Annotated in this window: 18 protein-coding genes; 6 read left to right on the plus strand and 12 right to left on the minus strand. The window is 70.4% G+C overall.

The genetic code is table 11. The features are described 5' to 3' along the window. Positions 1–33: 33 nt before the first annotated feature. The 7 genes from ACWMMN_RS15395 to ACWMMN_RS15425 form a co-directional block, all read right to left on the minus strand. On the minus strand, positions 34–678 hold the full coding sequence (locus ACWMMN_RS15395; protein WP_059233090.1) for an alpha/beta hydrolase: 645 nt from the start codon (positions 676–678) through the stop codon (positions 34–36). Positions 679–691: 13 nt separating this feature from the next. After that, positions 692–1009, minus strand: coding sequence for a (2Fe-2S) ferredoxin domain-containing protein (locus ACWMMN_RS15400; RefSeq protein WP_059233089.1), 318 nt, complete (start codon positions 1007–1009; stop codon positions 692–694). A gap of 147 nt (positions 1010–1156) precedes the next feature. Then, positions 1157–2308 carry a VanZ family protein gene (locus tag ACWMMN_RS15405; RefSeq protein ID WP_226197026.1) on the minus strand — a complete coding sequence of 384 codons (1152 nt, stop codon included), beginning with the start codon at positions 2306–2308 and terminating at the stop codon, positions 1157–1159. Positions 2309–2327: 19 nt separating this feature from the next. After that, entirely contained in the window at positions 2328–2966 is a 639-nt protein-coding gene (locus tag ACWMMN_RS15410) for an ABC-type transport auxiliary lipoprotein family protein (protein WP_407045125.1), read from the minus strand. 68 nt (positions 2967–3034) lie between these two features. Further along, positions 3035–3964 (minus strand): MlaD family protein, encoded by a 930-nt coding sequence (locus ACWMMN_RS15415; protein WP_486422826.1) that lies wholly within the window; start codon positions 3962–3964, stop codon positions 3035–3037. A 24-nt stretch (positions 3965–3988) separates the two neighbouring features. Further along, the gene (locus ACWMMN_RS15420; protein WP_059233086.1) at positions 3989–4903 is read right to left on the minus strand and encodes an ABC transporter ATP-binding protein; all 915 of its coding nucleotides are present in this window, start codon (positions 4901–4903) and stop codon (positions 3989–3991) included. Next, complete coding sequence (locus ACWMMN_RS15425) at positions 4900–6024, minus strand: MlaE family ABC transporter permease (RefSeq protein ID WP_059233085.1); 1125 nt, start codon at positions 6022–6024, stop codon at positions 4900–4902. The genes ACWMMN_RS15420 and ACWMMN_RS15425 overlap by 4 nt, the downstream gene beginning before the upstream one ends. 293 nt (positions 6025–6317) lie before the next feature. On the opposite strand from ACWMMN_RS15425, the gene ACWMMN_RS15430 reads away from it, so the two are divergent. From ACWMMN_RS15430 to ACWMMN_RS15455, 6 genes are all read left to right on the plus strand, one after another. Beyond that, positions 6318–8387 carry a bifunctional 2',3'-cyclic-nucleotide 2'-phosphodiesterase/3'-nucleotidase gene (locus ACWMMN_RS15430; protein WP_059233084.1) on the plus strand — a complete coding sequence of 690 codons (2070 nt, stop codon included), beginning with the start codon at positions 6318–6320 and terminating at the stop codon, positions 8385–8387. Between the two features lie 8 nt (positions 8388–8395). Then, the gene (locus ACWMMN_RS15435) at positions 8396–9241 is read left to right on the plus strand and encodes a tetratricopeptide repeat protein (RefSeq protein WP_342702991.1); all 846 of its coding nucleotides are present in this window, start codon (positions 8396–8398) and stop codon (positions 9239–9241) included. A 196-nt stretch (positions 9242–9437) separates the two neighbouring features. Continuing rightward, complete coding sequence (locus ACWMMN_RS15440) at positions 9438–9983, plus strand: hypothetical protein (protein WP_059233082.1); 546 nt, start codon at positions 9438–9440, stop codon at positions 9981–9983. A gap of 84 nt (positions 9984–10067) precedes the next feature. After that, complete coding sequence (locus ACWMMN_RS15445; protein ID WP_486422827.1) at positions 10068–10988, plus strand: biotin--[acetyl-CoA-carboxylase] ligase; 921 nt, start codon at positions 10068–10070, stop codon at positions 10986–10988. Next, on the plus strand, positions 10985–11770 hold the full coding sequence (locus ACWMMN_RS15450) for a type III pantothenate kinase (RefSeq protein WP_486422828.1): 786 nt from the start codon (positions 10985–10987) through the stop codon (positions 11768–11770). The genes ACWMMN_RS15445 and ACWMMN_RS15450 overlap by 4 nt, the downstream gene beginning before the upstream one ends. 168 nt (positions 11771–11938) lie before the next feature. Then, positions 11939–12181 (plus strand): hypothetical protein, encoded by a 243-nt coding sequence (locus ACWMMN_RS15455; RefSeq protein ID WP_059233079.1) that lies wholly within the window; start codon positions 11939–11941, stop codon positions 12179–12181. Positions 12182–12197: 16 nt separating this feature from the next. Here ACWMMN_RS15455 and rfaE2 read toward each other — a convergent pair whose 3' ends face one another. From rfaE2 to ACWMMN_RS15480, 5 genes are all read right to left on the minus strand, one after another. Beyond that, positions 12198–12683: a D-glycero-beta-D-manno-heptose 1-phosphate adenylyltransferase gene (rfaE2, locus tag ACWMMN_RS15460; protein ID WP_012329309.1), complete on the minus strand. Its 486-nt coding sequence runs from the start codon at positions 12681–12683 to the stop codon at positions 12198–12200. Between the two features lie 147 nt (positions 12684–12830). Continuing rightward, entirely contained in the window at positions 12831–13709 is an 879-nt protein-coding gene (locus tag ACWMMN_RS15465; protein ID WP_011353352.1) for a ferritin family protein, read from the minus strand. Between the two features lie 466 nt (positions 13710–14175). Beyond that, complete coding sequence (locus ACWMMN_RS15470) at positions 14176–15402, minus strand: patatin-like phospholipase family protein (protein ID WP_059233078.1); 1227 nt, start codon at positions 15400–15402, stop codon at positions 14176–14178. A gap of 24 nt (positions 15403–15426) precedes the next feature. Next, positions 15427–16167 carry a PhaM family polyhydroxyalkanoate granule multifunctional regulatory protein gene (locus ACWMMN_RS15475; RefSeq protein WP_059233077.1) on the minus strand — a complete coding sequence of 247 codons (741 nt, stop codon included), beginning with the start codon at positions 16165–16167 and terminating at the stop codon, positions 15427–15429. A gap of 79 nt (positions 16168–16246) precedes the next feature. Then, complete coding sequence (locus ACWMMN_RS15480) at positions 16247–17074, minus strand: enoyl-CoA hydratase/isomerase family protein (protein WP_174994215.1); 828 nt, start codon at positions 17072–17074, stop codon at positions 16247–16249. Positions 17075–17137 lie beyond the last annotated feature (63 nt).

Consider the following 17137-nt stretch of genomic DNA (forward strand, 5'->3'; position numbering starts at 1 on the left):
CCGGTTCGCGCGCTTGGCGGGCTTGCGCCGGCCCTAGCGCCACGCGTCGACGATGATGCGCTTCAGCACGTGCAGCTTGCGATGAAGGAAATGCTCGGCGCCGGGAATCACGACGACCGGCAGTTCCTGCGGCCGCGCCCAGTCGTACACCGACGCGATCGGCACCGTGTCGTCGGTTTCGCCGTGGATCACGAGCGTGTTCTCGGGCACGTCGGCCACCTGCCAGCGGCTCGCGGCCGTGCCGACGAACACCATCCGCTCGATCGACTCGCCCGCGTCGCGCAGCCGCTTCGCGACGTGCGACAGCACGAACGTGCCGAACGAGAAGCCCGCCAGCACGAGCGGCAGGTCCGCGTACGCGGGCTGCGCACGCATGTGCGCGAGCACCGCAACGAGGTCGTCGGCTTCGCCGGTGCCGTTGTCGTGCACGCCTTCGGTCGCGCCGACGCCACGGAAGTTCGACCGGTAGACGACGTAGTTCAACTGCACGAGCGTGCGCGCGAGCGTCTGCGCGACCTTGTTGTCCATCGTGCCGCCGAACAGCGGATGCGGATGCGCGACGAGCGCGATGCCGCGCGGCGCGGCGCCCTCTTCACGCACGGCATCAGGCAGGTCGACCGCGATTTCGATCTGCCCGACCGGGCCCGCGATCAGCGATTTCTGCGTATGAACGTTCATTCGGCCGGCCCGCTCAGATCTTCAGGCGGTCGACGACCTTGCCGTCGCGCAGGTGCGATTCGACGATCTCGTCGATGTCGGCCTGGTCGACGTACGTGTACCACGTGCCTTCCGGATACACGACCATCACGGGCCCTTCCTCGCAGCGGTCGAGGCAGCCGGCCTTGTTGATGCGCACCTTGCCGGGCCCCGCGAGGCCGAGTTCCTTCACGCGTTTTTTCGCGTATTCCTGCATGGTCTGCGCGCCGCATTGCGCGCAGCTCGGGCGTTCGGCGCCCGGTTCGCGCTGGTTCAGGCAGAAGAAGACGTGGTGCTGGTAGTAGGAATCCATGATGGTGGCGAGCGGCCCGGCGCGAGGCCGTGCGGAAAGAGGAGCGATTGCCGTTGCGCGGGGCAACGGAGGATGCCGAAGATTATAGCGACCGGCGCGCGCGGCTGCCCGCGATACGGCCGCCGCCGCGCGGCCCGGACCGCCGCGTCAGCGGCGCAGCGCGGCCGGCAGCCACGCATGCTCGACGCGCTGGCCGAGCCAGATCAGCGCCGCGTAGGGCCAGATCCAGGCGAGCCAGCGCGCGATGCTGTTGAAATGCACGTAACGCCCCTGCCGCCAGCCCGACAGCGTGAAGTCGAAGAACGGGTTGACCGGCAGCAGGTTCACGAGCGCGACGCCGGCCAGCAGCGCGAGCGCCGCGAGCGTCGCCCGCCAGGTCTCCGGCACGCGCAGCGCGACGAGCGCGGCCGCGAAGCCGAGCTCGATGCCGAGCCGCGCGCCAGGCGTCGCCCAGACGACGACGAGGCCGGTGGCCGACTGCATGAACGTCGCGGCCGCCTTCAGCACCAGCGTCGCCACGACGAGCGCGATCAGCAGCCGGATGCGCGGCGCGCGCGGCCGCATCGCGAGCGACGCGATCGCCAGCGCGGCGAACAGCATCAGCCCCCCGAGCGTGGCCTCCCACGCGGAATCGGACAGCCAGCCGTCGACCCGCTCGGGCCATTCGCTGACGCGCCACGCGTCCGGCAGCCACGCGAGCAGCGTGTCCTGCATCGACGCGTCGGCGCGCTCCCACAGCGCGGCCGGCCAGTCGCCGATGCCGAACAGGAACGGCGACGGAAACAGGATCGCGAACGGCCACAGCGCGGCGAGCAGCAGCGGCGTCGCGCCGTCGGCCTCGAACCATGCGAAGCGCAGCCGGCGCAGCGCGCCGCGATCGAGCAGCGCGCCCGTGGCCGGTGCGGCGAGCGCCGCGCCCAGCAGCGCGCCGAGTGCGTTGGCGCCAAGATCGAGATTCGATGCGACGCGCGTCGGCAGGTAGGTCTGCAGCGCCTCCATCGAGCCCGACAGCAGCACGCCGAGCCCGCCCGCGATCAGCGTCGCGGCCACACCGCGCCAGCGCGGGTGCAGCGCCAGCACGCCGAGCGCGCCGAACGGCAGATAGCCGAGCACGTTCGTGACCACGTCGAAGGCGGTCACGTAGCGCTGCATCGGCGCGAACAGGTAGTCGAACGGCCCGATGCCGAGCGACACCCAGCCTTGGAACGGATACAGCGACGCGTAGACGATGAGCGCCGCGTAAGCGGCGAAGGCCTGCCGCGCGAGCGGCGATGCGCGATGCGAGCCGGTCGCGTTCATCGCGGCTGCGCGGCGCGCGTCACGGGGTGCCCGCGTACGCCTGCATGCCGACCCACGCGGCGATCTGCGACACGAGTTCGTCGCTCGCCGTCGCGAGCGCGCGGGCGCCGCCGGCCGCGTCCGGCGTGCTCGACGGGGCGCGCGCGACGAACGTGCGCTGGCCGAGCACCTTGCCGTCGAGCGTCAGTGTCGCGCGGGCGGTCACCGCGCCGTGGCTCTGCGACTGCCCGTCGAACACCTGCTCGAATTCGTTCAGGTCGACCTTGAGGGTCGGCGCGCGCACGCCGTCGGACCCTTCGAGCACCGCGCCGCGCGACGACAGCGCGCCGCGCAGCCGCTGCGTGAGAAGTTGCGCGGGCGGCGCGGTCCAGCGGCTGTCGCGATAGACGGCTACATGCTGCGCATCCGCGTATGCGAGGCGGTACGCGAACTTGTCCGAGTCGAGCGCGTCGGGCGCGGCGACGTCGAGCACCTTCAGCGCGGGGCCCGAACCGGCCGTCACGACCGACGCGGCCGGCCCGAGGTCGTAGCGGACATTCGACAGCACCGCGCTGTTGCCGGCGCAGCCGGCCGCCAGCGCGAGCGTCAGCACGGCAAGCGCGGCCGCGGCGGGACGCAGCGCGCGGTCAAGGATTCGTGGCATGGCGTGTTCCTGCATGATGTTTCCGGTTTCGATGGGCGTCATGGCCCGGCCGTTTCCGGCCGGACGATCGATGGATTTGCGCTTCACTTCCCGGCCGTCGCACCCGGCCAGACGAAGCCCGCTTCGCCGGGCCCCGGCGCCGCGCCCGGCGAACCGAACAACAGACTGCGCGGGTTGCGGCCGAGTTCACCGGCCACGTCCTTCAATTGCCGCGACGCATCGCCGACGCTGCCGGCCAGCATATTGAAGCGCGGCAACGTGTCGTACTGCACGCGCGCGTTCAGGTCGTTCAGCGCGACGCCGACCTGCTCGGCGGCCGTGCCGGCCTTGTTCAGGTTCGACACGAGCGGCCCGTTCGGCTGCAGCAACGTGTTCGCCGACGCCATCGCGCGATTTACCTCGTGCATCGTTTCCGGCAGCGCGGAGACCGCCGGGCCGAGCTGCTTCGTCAGCGTCGTCGCGCCGTCGGCCGCGTGCTGCAGGCTTTCGGCCGTCGCACGCAACTGCTCGCGCATTTCGGGCGACATCAGCGCATTCGCGCTCTTCGCGGCCAGTTCGAGCTGCCGCAGCAGCACGTCGCCGCGCTCCTGGATCTGGTCGAACAGGCTCGGCCGCATCGGGATCTGCGCGATCGACTTCGCCGACGACGGCAGCGGCGCCAGGTCGCGCCCCGTATCCTCGAGCTGCACGAACGCGATGCCCGTCACGCCCTGGAAGCCGAGGCTGCCGTAGGTCGACTGCGTAATCGGCGCGTCGTGGTCGACGAGGATCCGGATCCGGATCTGGCCCGGATGCGTGCGATCGAAGCCGATCGACTGCACCTTGCCGACGTCGAGGCCGCGAAAGCGCACGGCCGCGTCCGGGAACAGCCCCGTCACGTTGGTGCGCGCGAGCAGGTCATACGGCACGCGCACGGTGCGGTCGACGTTGAACCAGAACACGGTGCCCGCGATCGCGAGCGTCAGCGCGATCGTGAACAGGCCGGCCCAGAACGCATGTGATTTGTTTTCCATCGGAGGGTTCCTTGTCCTTGCCTGTTACAGCTCGACGCTCGACAGCGCCGGTTCGAGGGCCGCCTTCGGCAGCTTCGCGCGCCGCTCGGGCGGCAGCGCCTGCAATGCGCGGCGCCCGCGCAGCCCCAGGAAATATTCGTGGATGAACGGATGATCGACGTTCGCGGCCTCCTCGACCGGCGCGGCGACCAGCACCTTGCGGTCGGCCAGCACCGCGACGCGCGTCGACAGCGCGACCATCGTGTCGAGGTCGTGCGTCACCATCACGACGGTCAACCCGAGCGTGCGATGCAGCGTCGCGATCAGCTCGACGAATTCGTCCGACGCCTGCGGATCGAGGCCGGCCGTCGGCTCGTCGAGGAACAGCAGCTCGGGCTCGAGCGCGATCGCGCGCGCGATGCCGACCCGCTTCACCATCCCGCCCGACAACGCGGCCGGCATCTTCGACGCGTGCTTGCACGGCAGGCCGACCATCTCGAGCTTCAGCATCACGATGTCGTGCAGCAGGTCCGGCGGCACGCGGCCGAGCTCGCGCAGCGGCTGCGCGACGTTGTCGAACACCGTCATCGACGAGAACAGCGCGCCCTGCTGGAACAGCATCCCCGAGCGCGTGCGCATCATCCGCGCGCTCGCGTCGTCGATCGTCGCCGTGTCCTCGCCGAACACCTTGATCGTGCCCGACGTCGGCCGCTCGAGGCCGAGGATCTGCCGCACCAGCGTCGTCTTGCCGGAGCCCGAGCCGCCGACGATCGCCACGATCTCGCCGCGCCGCACGTCGAAGTCGAGCTTCTGGTGAATGATGTTGCGCCCGTAGCGCTTGGTCAGGTTGCGCACCTCGATCACGAGGTCGCCGGCATCGGCCTCCCCGGCCGGCTGCGTGCCGACCGCCCCGGCGCCGCTGGCCGCCGCATGCGCCGACGTTTCGTTCGATGCGTTCATCCGAGCCCCACGTTCTGGAACAGGATCGCGAACACCGCGTCGGCGAGAATCACGACCGTGATCGACGACACGACCGACGTGGTCGTGCCTTCGCCGAGACTCTGCGAGTTCGCCTTGATCCGGAAGCCGAAATGGCACGCGACCAGCGCGATCAGCATGCCGAACACGACGCCCTTGCCGACGCCGATGTACAGGTTCGCGATCGGCACGACGCCCGGCAGCGAGCGCACGAAATAGTTGACGTCGATCCCGAGCACGAGCTTCGCGGCAAGCGCGCCGCCCGTCAGCGCGATGATGTTGGTCCACATGACGAGCAGCGGCATGGCGATGCCGAGCGCGAGCACGCGCGGCAGGATCAGCCGCAGCCCGTGCGGGATGCCCATCACGCGCATCGCGTCGAGCTCCTCGGTCACGCGCATCACGCCGATCTGCGCGGTGATCGCCGAGCCCGAGCGGCCCGCGACGAGGATCGCCGACAGCACGGGGCCAAGCTCGCGGATCACCGACAGCCCGAGGATGTTCACGATGTAGCGGTTCGCGCCGAACATCTGCAGCTGCTGCGCGGACAGGTAGCTGAGCACGATGCCGATCAGGAACGCGACGAGCGCGGTGATCGGCAGCGCCTGCGCGCCGGCGCTGTAGATGTTCGCCGAGGTTTCCTTCCACGGCATCGTCTTCGGGCGGCGCAGCACCGACAGCGCATCGAGGATCACGAGGCCGAACATCGCGATGCCGCCCTGCAGGTGCTCGCCGAACGCGAAGATCGCCTGGCCGAGCCGCGTGACGGGATCGAAGCGCACGACGCGCTCCGGCGCCTCGCGCTCGCTGTCGAGCCGTTCGATGCGCTCGAAGATCGTGCGCTGCGTGACGCTCAGCTCGACCCCGGCCGGCAGCTTGCGGCCCCACACGCGCCACAGCGCCTGGCCGCCGACGTGATCGAGCCGCTCGATGCCGGACAGATCCCATTCGCTCACGCGCCCGGTGGCGATGCTCGCGACGCGGCGCGCGACGGCGCCGCGATTGCGCGCAAGCGCGAGCGCGGTCCACTGGCCGTACAGGCGCACCGTCTGGCCCTGGCCGCCGGCGTCGACCGACAGGCCGGGAGGAGTCTCGAAGTCCAAGGGCAGGTTGTTTGCAAAAGGATGACAGCGGCCATTGTAGCGAACCGCCCGGCGCCGCGACGTGAGGATTTCCGTGGGGTGCCGGGCCGGGTGCACGCGGCCGGGGCACTGCGGCCGGGCCCGCCGGACGCCGCCGCCTGCCGCGGCCCGCGGCCGGTGTCGCGACCTTTCATTCTTCCGTCACGTTTCCTTTCGATACTCTCACGCGCCGCACATCAGGCCGTCGGCGCGCCGCGCCGCCATTTGTTGCGTACCTCGCGTTTCATAAAACAGAACACCGAACAGGACAACCGATGCGTTTCCCCCCGCTTTCCCGCCGCCACGTACCGGCCGCCGCCGCGCTCGCCAGCCTCGCCTTCGCCCTCGCCGGCTGCGGCGGCGACGACGTCACCGCCACGCCGCCGTCGCAACCGCAGGCCCAGGCGCCCGTCGGCACGACGGCCACGCTCGCGCTGCTCGAGACGACCGACCTGCACACCAACGTGCTGTCGTATGACTATTTCAAGCTCGCCGCAGACAATTCGCTCGGCTTCGAGCGTGTGTCGACGCTGATCGCGCAGGCCCGCGCGCAGTACCCGAACACGCTGCTGCTCGACAACGGCGACACGATCCAGGGCACCGCGCTGTCGGACTACCAGGCGCTCGTGAAACCGGTCGGCTGCGACCAGACGCTCGCGATCTACAAGGTGATGAACGCCGCGAAATTCGACGGCGGCGGGATCGGCAACCACGAGTTCAACTACGGGCTGCCGTACCTGTCGCAGGTGACCGGCAACACGTTCGAGGTCGACGGCCTGCCGGCCCCGGCCCAGCAGAAGAAGTGCGCGGGTCCGAATTTCCCGCAGGTGCTCGCGAACGTGATCAGCGCGAAAACCAACGCGCCGCTGTTCACGCCGTACACGATCCTGACGCGCACGGTGACGGCGACGACGCCGGACGGCAAGACGGTCAGCGCGCCCGTGAAGATCGGCATCATCGGCTTCACCCCGCCCGCGATCATGAACTGGGACAAGCGCTGGCTCGACGGCAAGGTCTACACGACCGGCCTGAAGGAAGCGGCCGAGAAGTACATTCCCGAGATGCGCGCGAAGGGTGCCGATCTCGTCGTCGCGATCTCGCACGGCGGCCTCGACAATTCCGCGTACTCGCCGACGATGGAAAACGGCAGCTGGTGGCTGTCGAAGGTGACGGGCATCGACGCGATGCTGATCGGCCATTCGCACCAGGTGTTCCCGGACGCGAACAGCACCGTGTCGCAGTTCAACCTGCCGGGCGTCGACAAGGTCAAGGGCACCGTCAACGGCGTGCCGACCGTGATGGCCAACTACTGGGGCAAGCACCTCGGCGTGATCAAGCTCGGCCTGAAGTTCGACGGCAAGACGTGGAGCGTCGACAAGTCGCAGACGACCGTCGAGGCGCGCTCGACCCAGAACGCCGACAAGAGCTACGTCGCGGCCGACCCGTCGGTGTCCGCGGCGATCGCCGGCGAACACCAGGCGACGATCGACTACGTGAAGACGCCGATCGGCTCGACCGACTACCGGATGAACTCGTACTTCGCGGATGTCGGCGATCCGGGCGCGATCCAGATCGTCAACGAGGCGCAGGCCGACTACGTGAAGACCTACGTGCAGGCGAACCTGCCGCAGTACGCGTCGCTGCCGGTGCTGTCGGTCAGCGCGCCGTTCAAGAGCGGCTTCGGCGGCGGCACCGACTACACCGACGTCGCGCCGGGCGCGCTCGCGATCAACAACGCGGCCGACCTGTACCTGTATCCGAACACCGTGTACGCGGTGAAGGTGAGCGGCGCCGACGTGAAGAACTGGCTCGAGACGGCCGCCAAGCGCTTCAACCGGATCGACCCGACCAAGGCGACCGTGCAGCCGCTCGTCAGCACCTTCCCGGGCTACAACTTCGACATGTTCACGTCGGCCGATCTCGCGTATGAAATCGACGTCACGCAGCCGCTCGGCAGCCGCATCAAGAACCTGACGTACAAGGGCGCGCCGATCGATCCGAACGCGCAGTTCATCGTCGCGACCAACAACTACCGCGCGAGCGGCGGCGGCAACTTCCCGGGCCTCGACGGCAGCAAGACGATCTTCGCGTCGCCCGACGCGAACCGCGACGTGCTGATCGCGTTCGTCAAGAAACGCGGCGCGATCACGCGCGCAGCCGACGGCGCGCAGCGCAGCTGGCGCTTCACGAAGCTCGCGAGCTCGGTCGCGCACGTGCAGTTCGCGTCCGCGCCGAACCGTCTCGGCGACGCCGCGGCGGCCGGCCTGACCGGCATCACGCAGGTCGCGGCCGACGACGGCTCGGGCAAGAACCTCGCCACTTACGAGATCGACCTCACGCAATGAGACACGCGATGCAACCGATCCGGACGATGCGGCCGGCCGAAACCGGCCTCGCCGCCGCCGCGCGGCGCGTGCTGCGCGCGAAACTCCCGCCGGCCGCGCTGCTCGCGGCGGCGGCCGTGACCGTCGCGGCGGTCGTCGCGACGGCCGGCCTGCGCGGCACCGGCCCCGCGCCGAGCGCCGCGCAGCTCGACGAGTGGCAGGCGATGGTCACGCAGGCGACCGAGCCGCACGCGCTGGCGCAGTTGCGCACGCTCGCGCGCCGCGGCTCGGGCGCCGCCCAGGCGGCGCTCGGCATCGCGCTCGTCGATGCGCGCGAACCGGGGCTGCGCGACGAAGGCCGCGGCTGGCTGGAAACAGCCGCGGCGGCGGACGCCAAGGCCGACGCACCGGCCGCACGGCGCGCGCAGCTCGCGCTCGGCAAGGCGCTGCTGCTCGGCAGCAGCGACATCCCGAAAGACTACGCACGCGCCCGCGCGCTGCTCGGCGCAGCGGCCGGACAGGGCGACCCGGCCGCCGCGTATTACCTCGGGCTGATCTACCGCAGCGGTTACGGCGTCGCCGCCGATCCCGTGCAGGCCGCGCACTGGTTCGAGGTCGCGTCGCAAGCCGACATCCCGGCCGCGGACTTCATGCTCGCGAACGCGTACCGCGACGGCAGCGGCGTGCCGCGCGACGACGCGCGCGCACTGGCGCTGTATCGCCGGGCCGCCGAGCACGAGTTGCCGGAAGCCGTGCAGACGCTCGCGATGGCCTATCGCAACGGCGAGCTCGGGCTCAAGCCCGACGCGGACGCGTTCCACGCGCAGTGGATCGAGACCGCGCATGCGCTGAAGCACCCGGTGGTGGCGCCGTGACGGCCGTCCGGCCAGGACGCGCGCGCGATCTGGCCGGCGGCGTGACACGCACCGCCCGTGCTCCGTGCATCGATCGTCCGGAAGCGGCATCGGGGCGCGGGGCGCGGGGCGCGGGCGCAGGCCCGCCCGCCCGCCGATACGCGCGCGGCAATGCCTTAACATGCAGCCTCACGATAAAACCTGAGAGCACTGCATCATGTCCGATCGCCTGTCGCGGCTTCGCGCCGCCCTTGGCGTGGCCGTCGTTTCCGTCACGGCCGCTCCGCTCGCTGCCCTCGCCGCGCCGCCCGCACACTACGACATCTTCAACGCCGCGCTCTGCAAGCCGCCGTTCACGTCGGACCTGATGGACTCGATCTACAACACCGCGAAGGCGGCCGATCCAAAGCCGGACGAGTCGATGCTCGGCGCCGCGGTCTATCGCCTGCCGGAGCCGATTCGCCGCGACGGCTTCACGACCCGGCACGTCGTATTCGTCAGTACCGGCATCGGCGTGCTCGTCGACGGCGAAGTCGCCAGCCAGCTCGCCGAGCGTTACCGGCTCACGCTCGAGAAGGGCCACCTGCTGGGCGCGTCGTCCGTCGGCTATTCGCGCCGGCTGACCGTCCGCGGTCCCGGTGGCGCGCTGATCCTCGTGTCGGCCCGCCAGGGCCCGGCGCTGAAGGGCAAGACGCTGCTCGCCTGCGAAATGACGTCCGAAGACGACATCAAAGCGCTGGAACGGATGGAAAAGCAACACTAGGCGGCGCGGCGGTGCTCCGCCGCCCTGCCGGTCGCATGCGCCGTCCGGCGCGCGCCAACGCCCCCTGTCGCTACAATACCCACCATGAACGCCCCCACCTCCCCCGACACGCCCGATTCCGGCGACGCGCACATCGCGCGCAACCGGCTCGAGGCCCATCTGGACGCCGCGCCGCGCGCGTGGCCGCTCGACATCGTCGCCGCCACCGGCTCGACCAACGCCGACGTCGCGACGCGGCTCAAGGCGCTGCCACGCAGCGCAAAAGCACTGCCCGCGCCACTCGTGCGCGTCGCGTTCGAGCAGACGGCCGGCCGCGGCCGGCAGGGCCGCCCGTGGTTCGCGCAGCCCGGCAATGCGCTGCTCTGCTCGGTCGGCTGCATCGTGCCGCGCCCCGTCGACGCGCTCGGCGGCCTGAGCATCGCGATCGGCGTCGCGCTCGCCGAAGGACTGGCGGCGCTGCCGCTCGACGCCCGCACGCGCGTCGCGCTCAAATGGCCGAACGACCTGCTGCTGACGGCCGACGACGACGGCACGCCGCGCATCGTCGGCAAGCTCGCCGGGATCCTGATCGAAACCGTCTGGACCGCCGCCGACGCCACCGCCGTCGTGATCGGCTTCGGCATCAACGTGCGCGGCGCGGAAGCGGTCGCCGCGCAGGTCGACGCGCTGCGTGCGCGCGAAGCGACACTCGCGAGCGGGCTGCCGCCGGCCGCACTGTCGATCGCGTGCGCGTCGGCCAACCTCACCGATACGCTCGCCGCATCGCTGAACGCGCTCACGCCCGCGCTCGCGCAGTTCGGCACCGACGGCCTCGCGCCGTTCCTGTCGCGCTGGCACGCGCTCCATGCGTACGCGGGCCGCGAAGTCGTGCTGCTCGAGCAGGGCGTCGAACGCGCGCGCGGCATCGCGACGGGCATCGATGCGACTGGGCAACTGCTGCTCGACACGCCGAACGGCGTGCAGACGATCGCGGCCGGCGACGTGTCGCTGCGCGAGGCGCAATGAGCGAACCGCACCTGCTGATCGACGCCGGCAACAGCCGGATCAAGTGGGCGCTCGCCGACGCGCAGCGCACGCTCGTCGACACGGGCGCGTTCGGCCACACGCGCGACGGCGGCGCCGACCCCGACTGGTCGCAGCTGCCGCAGCCGCGCGGCGCGTGGATCTCGAACGTCGCGGGCGCCGACGCGGCCGCACGGATCGACGCGCTGCTCGACGCGCGCTGGCCGGGCCTGCCGCGCACGACGGTCCGCTCGCGGCTCGCGCAATGCGGCGTGACGAACGGCTATACGACGCCCGAACAGCTCGGCAGCGACCGCTGGGCCGGCCTGATCGGCGCGCACGCGGCGTTTCCGGGCGAGCATCTGCTGATCGCGACGTTCGGCACCGCGACGACCCTCGAGGCACTGCGCGCGGACGGCCGCTTCACCGGCGGGTTGATCGCGCCGGGCTGGGCGCTGATGATGCGCGCGCTCGGCACGCACACCGCGCAGTTGCCGACGCTGACCACCGACGTCGCGAGCGGGCTGCTCGCGGGCGCGCAGGCCGAACCGTTCCAGGTCGATACGCCGCGCTCGCTGTCGGCCGGCTGCCTGTACGCGCAGGCCGGGCTGATCGAACGCGCATCGCGCGACCTCGCCGAAGCGTGGCAGGCGCCCGTGCGGCTCGTGCTGGCCGGCGGTGCGGCGGACGACATCGCGCGTGCGCTGACGGTCCCGCATACGCGGCATGACGCACTGATCCTGTCCGGGCTCGCGCTGATTGCCGCGGAAGCGGCGCAGGATTGATGGGAAGCGAAAGGCACCGCCATCGCGCCGGTGCGTGGCGATGCGGTACGGGCGGTACCGCGCCGGCGGCCCGCGCGAACGACCGGCGGAAACCATGAAAAAGCCGGCCCTGCGGCCGGCTCGACTGAATGACGTGAACCACGTCGATGACGACAAGGAGTTTCGACAATGCTGCGCTGGCTGATCGCTGTTCTCTTTCTCGCCAACATGCTCGCGTTCGTGGTGGCGCACGGCGTGTTCGGGCCGCTGCCGTCGGCCGGCCCGCGCGAACCCGGCGTGCTGTCGCGGCAGGTGCGGCCCGATGCGCTGCGCGTGACGCCGCTCGCGCAGGCGACCGACCAGCCCGTCGTCGGCGGCCCGATCGCGCCGCCGGCCGTCACGACCGCGCCGCTCGCGGCGTCCGCGCCCTGACGGCGCCGGTCCGCGCTCAGGACTGCTGCGCGCGCACCTTCTTCAGCAACGCGGTGGTCGAGCGGTCGTGCTCGAACGGAATCGCCAGCGCACGGCCGCCCCAGCCGCGCACGAGCGCCGATTCCGGCAGCGCATCCATGTCGTAGTCGCCCCCCTTCACGAGGATGTCCGGACGGACCGCCTCGATCAGCGACACCGGCGTCTTCTCCCCGAACGTCACGACCCAGTCGACGCTTTCCAGCGCCGCGAGCAGTGCCGCGCGATCCTCTTCGCGGTTGATCGGCCGGTCGTCGCCCTTGCCGAGCATGCGCACCGACGCATCGCTGTTCACGCCGACGATCAGGCACGCGCCGAGCGCTTTCGCGTCGGCGAGATACGTGACGTGGCCGCGATGCAGGATGTCGAATACGCCATTGGTGAACACGACGGGCGACGGCAGCGAGGCGCGCAGCGCGACGAGGGCATCACGGGTGATCAGCTTGCGTTCGAAAGTGGCGGACATGGCGAAGGTCGGACGGAATGAACAACGGCGCGCGCGACGCGCGGCGCCAGATAAAAAGCCCGCCGGACTCACCAGGCGGGCTTCATGCAACGGGCACGGCGCCGCACGGCCCGGCGCGATTCACGCCGGCGGCGGCACCTGCCGGCCTCAGGCCGGCTGCGCAGCCGACGACGGGCCGCTTTCGGCCTGCAGGCGGCCGGTGACTTCCTTGCGGTAGCGGTTCAGCTCCTGCGCGGTCGCGAACGTGCGCTCGAACAGGATCGACAGGTTGTGCAGAATGCGCTCGACGACCTTCTTTTCCCACTCGCCGTCGAAACGGATCTGCTCGTCGAGCCAGCGCTCGAGCCATTCCGGATCCGGCAGGCGCGACTGCACGGTGTCGCGCGGGAACAGCGCCTGGTTCACGTGCAGGTTGGTCGGGTGCAGCGGCTTCTCGGTGCGGCGCGCCGACGCCATCAGCACGCCGATCTTCGCGAATGCGGCACGCGCGACGTCGCCGCAGTTGTTCAGCGCCTTCTTCATGTAGCGCAGGTACGCGCCGCCATGACGCGCTTCATCGCGCGAGATCGTTTCGTAGATCTGCTTGATGACGGGCTCCGTGTGCCAGTCGGCCGCGCAGCGATACCAGTGGTTCAGGCGGATCTCGCCGCAGAAGTGCAGCATCAGCGTCTCGAGCGGCGGCGCCGGGTCGAACTGGAAGCGCACCGCGTGCAGCTCCTCCTCGGTCGGCACCATTTCCGGCTTGAAGCGGCGCAGGTATTCCATCAGCACGAGCGAATGCTTCTGCTCTTCGAAGAACCACACGCTCATGAATGCGGAAAAGTCGCTGTCGTGCTGGTTGTCGCGCAGGAACATTTCCGTCGCGGGCAGCGCCGACCATTCGGTGATCGCGTTCATCTTGATCGTCTTCGCCTGCTCGTCGGTGAGCAGCGAAGCGTCGAACTTGTCCCACGGAATGTCCTTCTCCATGTCCCAGCGGACAGCTTCGAGCGACCTGTAAAGTTCCGGATAAAGCATCGTGTTCATGATGGTCCCACCCCTGTTCTGCGCAATGCGACTTCTCTAAACGTGACTGTTGCCGCGCAAGCACGCCGAGCGCGCTTTTTGCAGCCAAGACTCTAATTTTACGCGGGAAACCGGCCCGCCGGACGGGGATTCCTCGTCCGGCAGCCGGGCGGCCGCGTCGCCGCCGTTGGGCATCCCGCAGCCCCGCTCCGTTCGGACGGAGCCGGCCGCGCTTGCCTGAGTGGGGGCCGGCGCTGGCCGGCTCGTTGACGCGCCCGTCCCCTGCCCCAGGCGGGTTCCCCGGAGGGTCCCGTGCGGATGCCGGATCGGCGGGCTGCTCGATATGGTGTATACGGCGGCGGCCATGATATCACGCGTCCATGACGGTTCCGAGACGCCTGCCCGGTCGCGCGCCGCCCACCGCGGGTGCGGCGATCCGTCGCGGTCGACCGTGGCGAAAACGCAACCTTACATTCCCCTGCGCGTGTCAGACCCGTATTTCGCCGGCAGCAAGACCGTCTTCCGGCGGCGTGCCGGCCGCCGGCGCGCTGCCGCCGTCCGCCTGCGCGATCCAGCCGGCCAGCGCGTCGCGCTGCGCGCGCCCGTCGACGTAGCCGAGCTCGATCAGTTCGCGCGTGAAGGCCTCCTCGAACAGCAGATAGCTTGCAAACGACGCGCCGGCCGGCTGGCTGCCGCCGATTGCGCCGAGCAGCCCGCGCATCGGCGCCGGCATCTGCTTCAGGTGTTTCGCGGCGATCAGCTCGATGCGCTCGGACGGCGCGATCGCGAGCACGTCGACATGCCGCCAGCCGCTGTCGATCTCGACCTGGTGCGGCAGGTGCTCGATCATCCGGTTGATGTGCTCGATGCGTTCGATGTCCGAGCCGATCGAGTCGAGGAACACGCTCGCGAGCACCTGCTGGCCGATCTGCGCGAGCGTCGGGTAGCCGCGCACCAGCCCGGCGCCGTTCGCAGCCGGGATCTCGGGCCGCGGGTCGGCCGCGCCGACGACGACGATCCGGTCGGCACCGAAGTGGATCGCCGGCGACAGCGGCGCGATCTGCCGGATCGAACCGTCGCCGAAGTATTCGATCTGCCCGTCGAGCACGAGCGGCACGGCCGGGAACACGAACGGAATGGCCGACGACGCGAGCAGGTGCGACGCCGACAGGTCGACGAGCCGCGCGGTACGCTGCGCGCGCCGCCACGCCTGGATCGGCTGCGCCGCCTGGTAGAACGTCAGGTGCCGGCCGCTCGAATAGCTGAGCGCGGTGATCGAAAGCGCATGCAGCAGGCGGGCCTCGAGCATCTGCTCGATCCGGTGGAAGCTCAGCTCGCGCTGCAGCAGGTGCGCGAGCGGCGCGTTGTCGAGCAGCCCGCGCGGCGAGCGGCGGGACGCCCAGCCGAACGTCATCGCCGCGAGCCAGCGTGCGCCGGCGGCCGCGATGCCGAGCCAGTCGCTGCGATACACGTAATCGGCGCGCAATGGCTCCCAGAATTCGAGCAGGCGCCGCACGCCGTGAGAGAAATCGTCCGCGTGACTCGCGATCGACGTCGCGTTGATCGCGCCGGCCGACGAGCCGCACACGACCGTGAACGGCAGCGTGTGCCGTTGCGGATCGGCCTCGCGCGCGATCTCGGCCAGCGCCTTCAGCACGCCGACCTGGTAAGCGGCACGTGCGCCGCCTCCCATCAGAACGAGCGCGAGCCGCATGATCGACCTGCTACCTGCGCCGCGTCACGTCGAGCGCTTCGGCGGACGCGTTTCGGGCGACGAAGCGGCGGCGGCGCGCGCCGCGGCCGAACCGGACGGCTTCGCGCGCTTCGCGGCCGGCTTGCGCGGCGCGGCGGCGGCCGGTGCGGGCTTGGCGGCCGGCTCAGGCGCGGCAGCGGCATCCGGCGGCGCGCCGTCCGGCGCAGCAGGCTGCATGCCCGGCTGCGCCATCGCAAGGCTTGCGAGCTGGTTGAACTGCGACTGCAGCAGGTTCCACCAGCCGGCCGGGTCGAACGCCTGCTGCTCGGCGTCGCCGGCGGGCACATCGGCGGCACCCGGCGCCGGCGATGCATCGCCGGACGGCGCGGCCTTCGCCGCCTGCGCGGCTGCAACGGCCGCTTCCTCGGCCGCCGACATCGAGCTTTGCGCGAACGCGCCGAACGCACGCAGCGTCGCGAGCGTCGCACGCTGCACCTCGAGCCCCTGGATCGCGGACTGCAACATGCTGAGGTTGAGCTTCAGCCACTGCTCGACCGCGCGCAGATCGGTGATCCGCTTGTCGAGCTCCTCGACACTCGTGAGCGGCGACATCATGTCGGACATGCTCGACAGCGACGGCGGCAGCCCTGACGTGGCGCCCGGGAAAGACGTCATCCCGCCGAACGGCGACATCCGGATCATGTCCCACATGCGGTCCATCATGTCGGCGGGCTTGAAGCCGGCAAAGCCGGCGAAAGGGTTGGCGCCGGAGGCATCGGTCGTCATACGGGCATCCTGGTTGACTGGGGGAGCGAGGCGGCCGCCATGCGTCGCGCAGCCGCGCGTGGTTCGATCATAGCGCGCGTCAGAACGGCGCGTCGCCGGGGAACGCGGGCGGGCGCCGCTCGCGCAGCGAACGGATGCCCTCCTGCACGTCGGGCCCCGAGAAGCCCATGAATTCGAGCGCGAGCGACGAATCGAAGGTCGGCCCGGCCGAGCGCAGCCAGTTGTTCAGCGCGTACTTGGTCCAGCGGATCGCCGACTGCGAACCGTGCGCGAGCCGCTCGGCCACCTCGTACGCCTTCGGCAGCAGGTCGGCCGGCTCGACCGCGAGCGAGACCAGCCCGATCCGCTCGGCTTCCGCGCCGCTCACGGGCTCGCACAGCAGCAGGTAGTACTTCGCCTTCGCCATCCCGCACAGCAGCGGCCACACGATCGCCGCGTGGTCGCCGGCTGCGACGCCGAGCCGCGTATGGCCGTCGATGATGCGCGCATCCTTCGCGGCGATCGAGATATCGGCGAGCAGCCCGGCGACGAGCCCCGCGCCGACGGCCGGGCCATGCATCGCCGACACGATCGGCTTGCTGCAGTTGATCACGTTGTAGACGAGGTCGCGCGCCTCGCGCCATACGCGGGCGCGCACGTCGAAGTCGTTCGCCATGTCCTCGACGAGCGCGAGATCGCCGCCCGCCGAAAAACCCTTGCCTTCGCCGCGGATCACCGCGACGCGCGTGTCGGGATCGCGATCGACGTCGCGCCAGATGTCGGCGAGCTCGCGATGCATGCGTGCGTTCGCGGTCGCGAGGCCGCTGCGGTTCGCGCCCTCGCCGCTCATCACGATGTCGAGCACGCCGTGGTCGCGGCGCGTCACCTTCAGTGCTTCGTAACCGCTGTACGCGGCGAGATCGGCCATGTGCCGCTCCTTGTTCGAGGCTCTTGAATCGAGTGTAGCCAAGCCCGCGCACTCAAACATCAG

The organism is Burkholderia cepacia complex sp. TUM26381 (genome assembly GCF_057439935.1).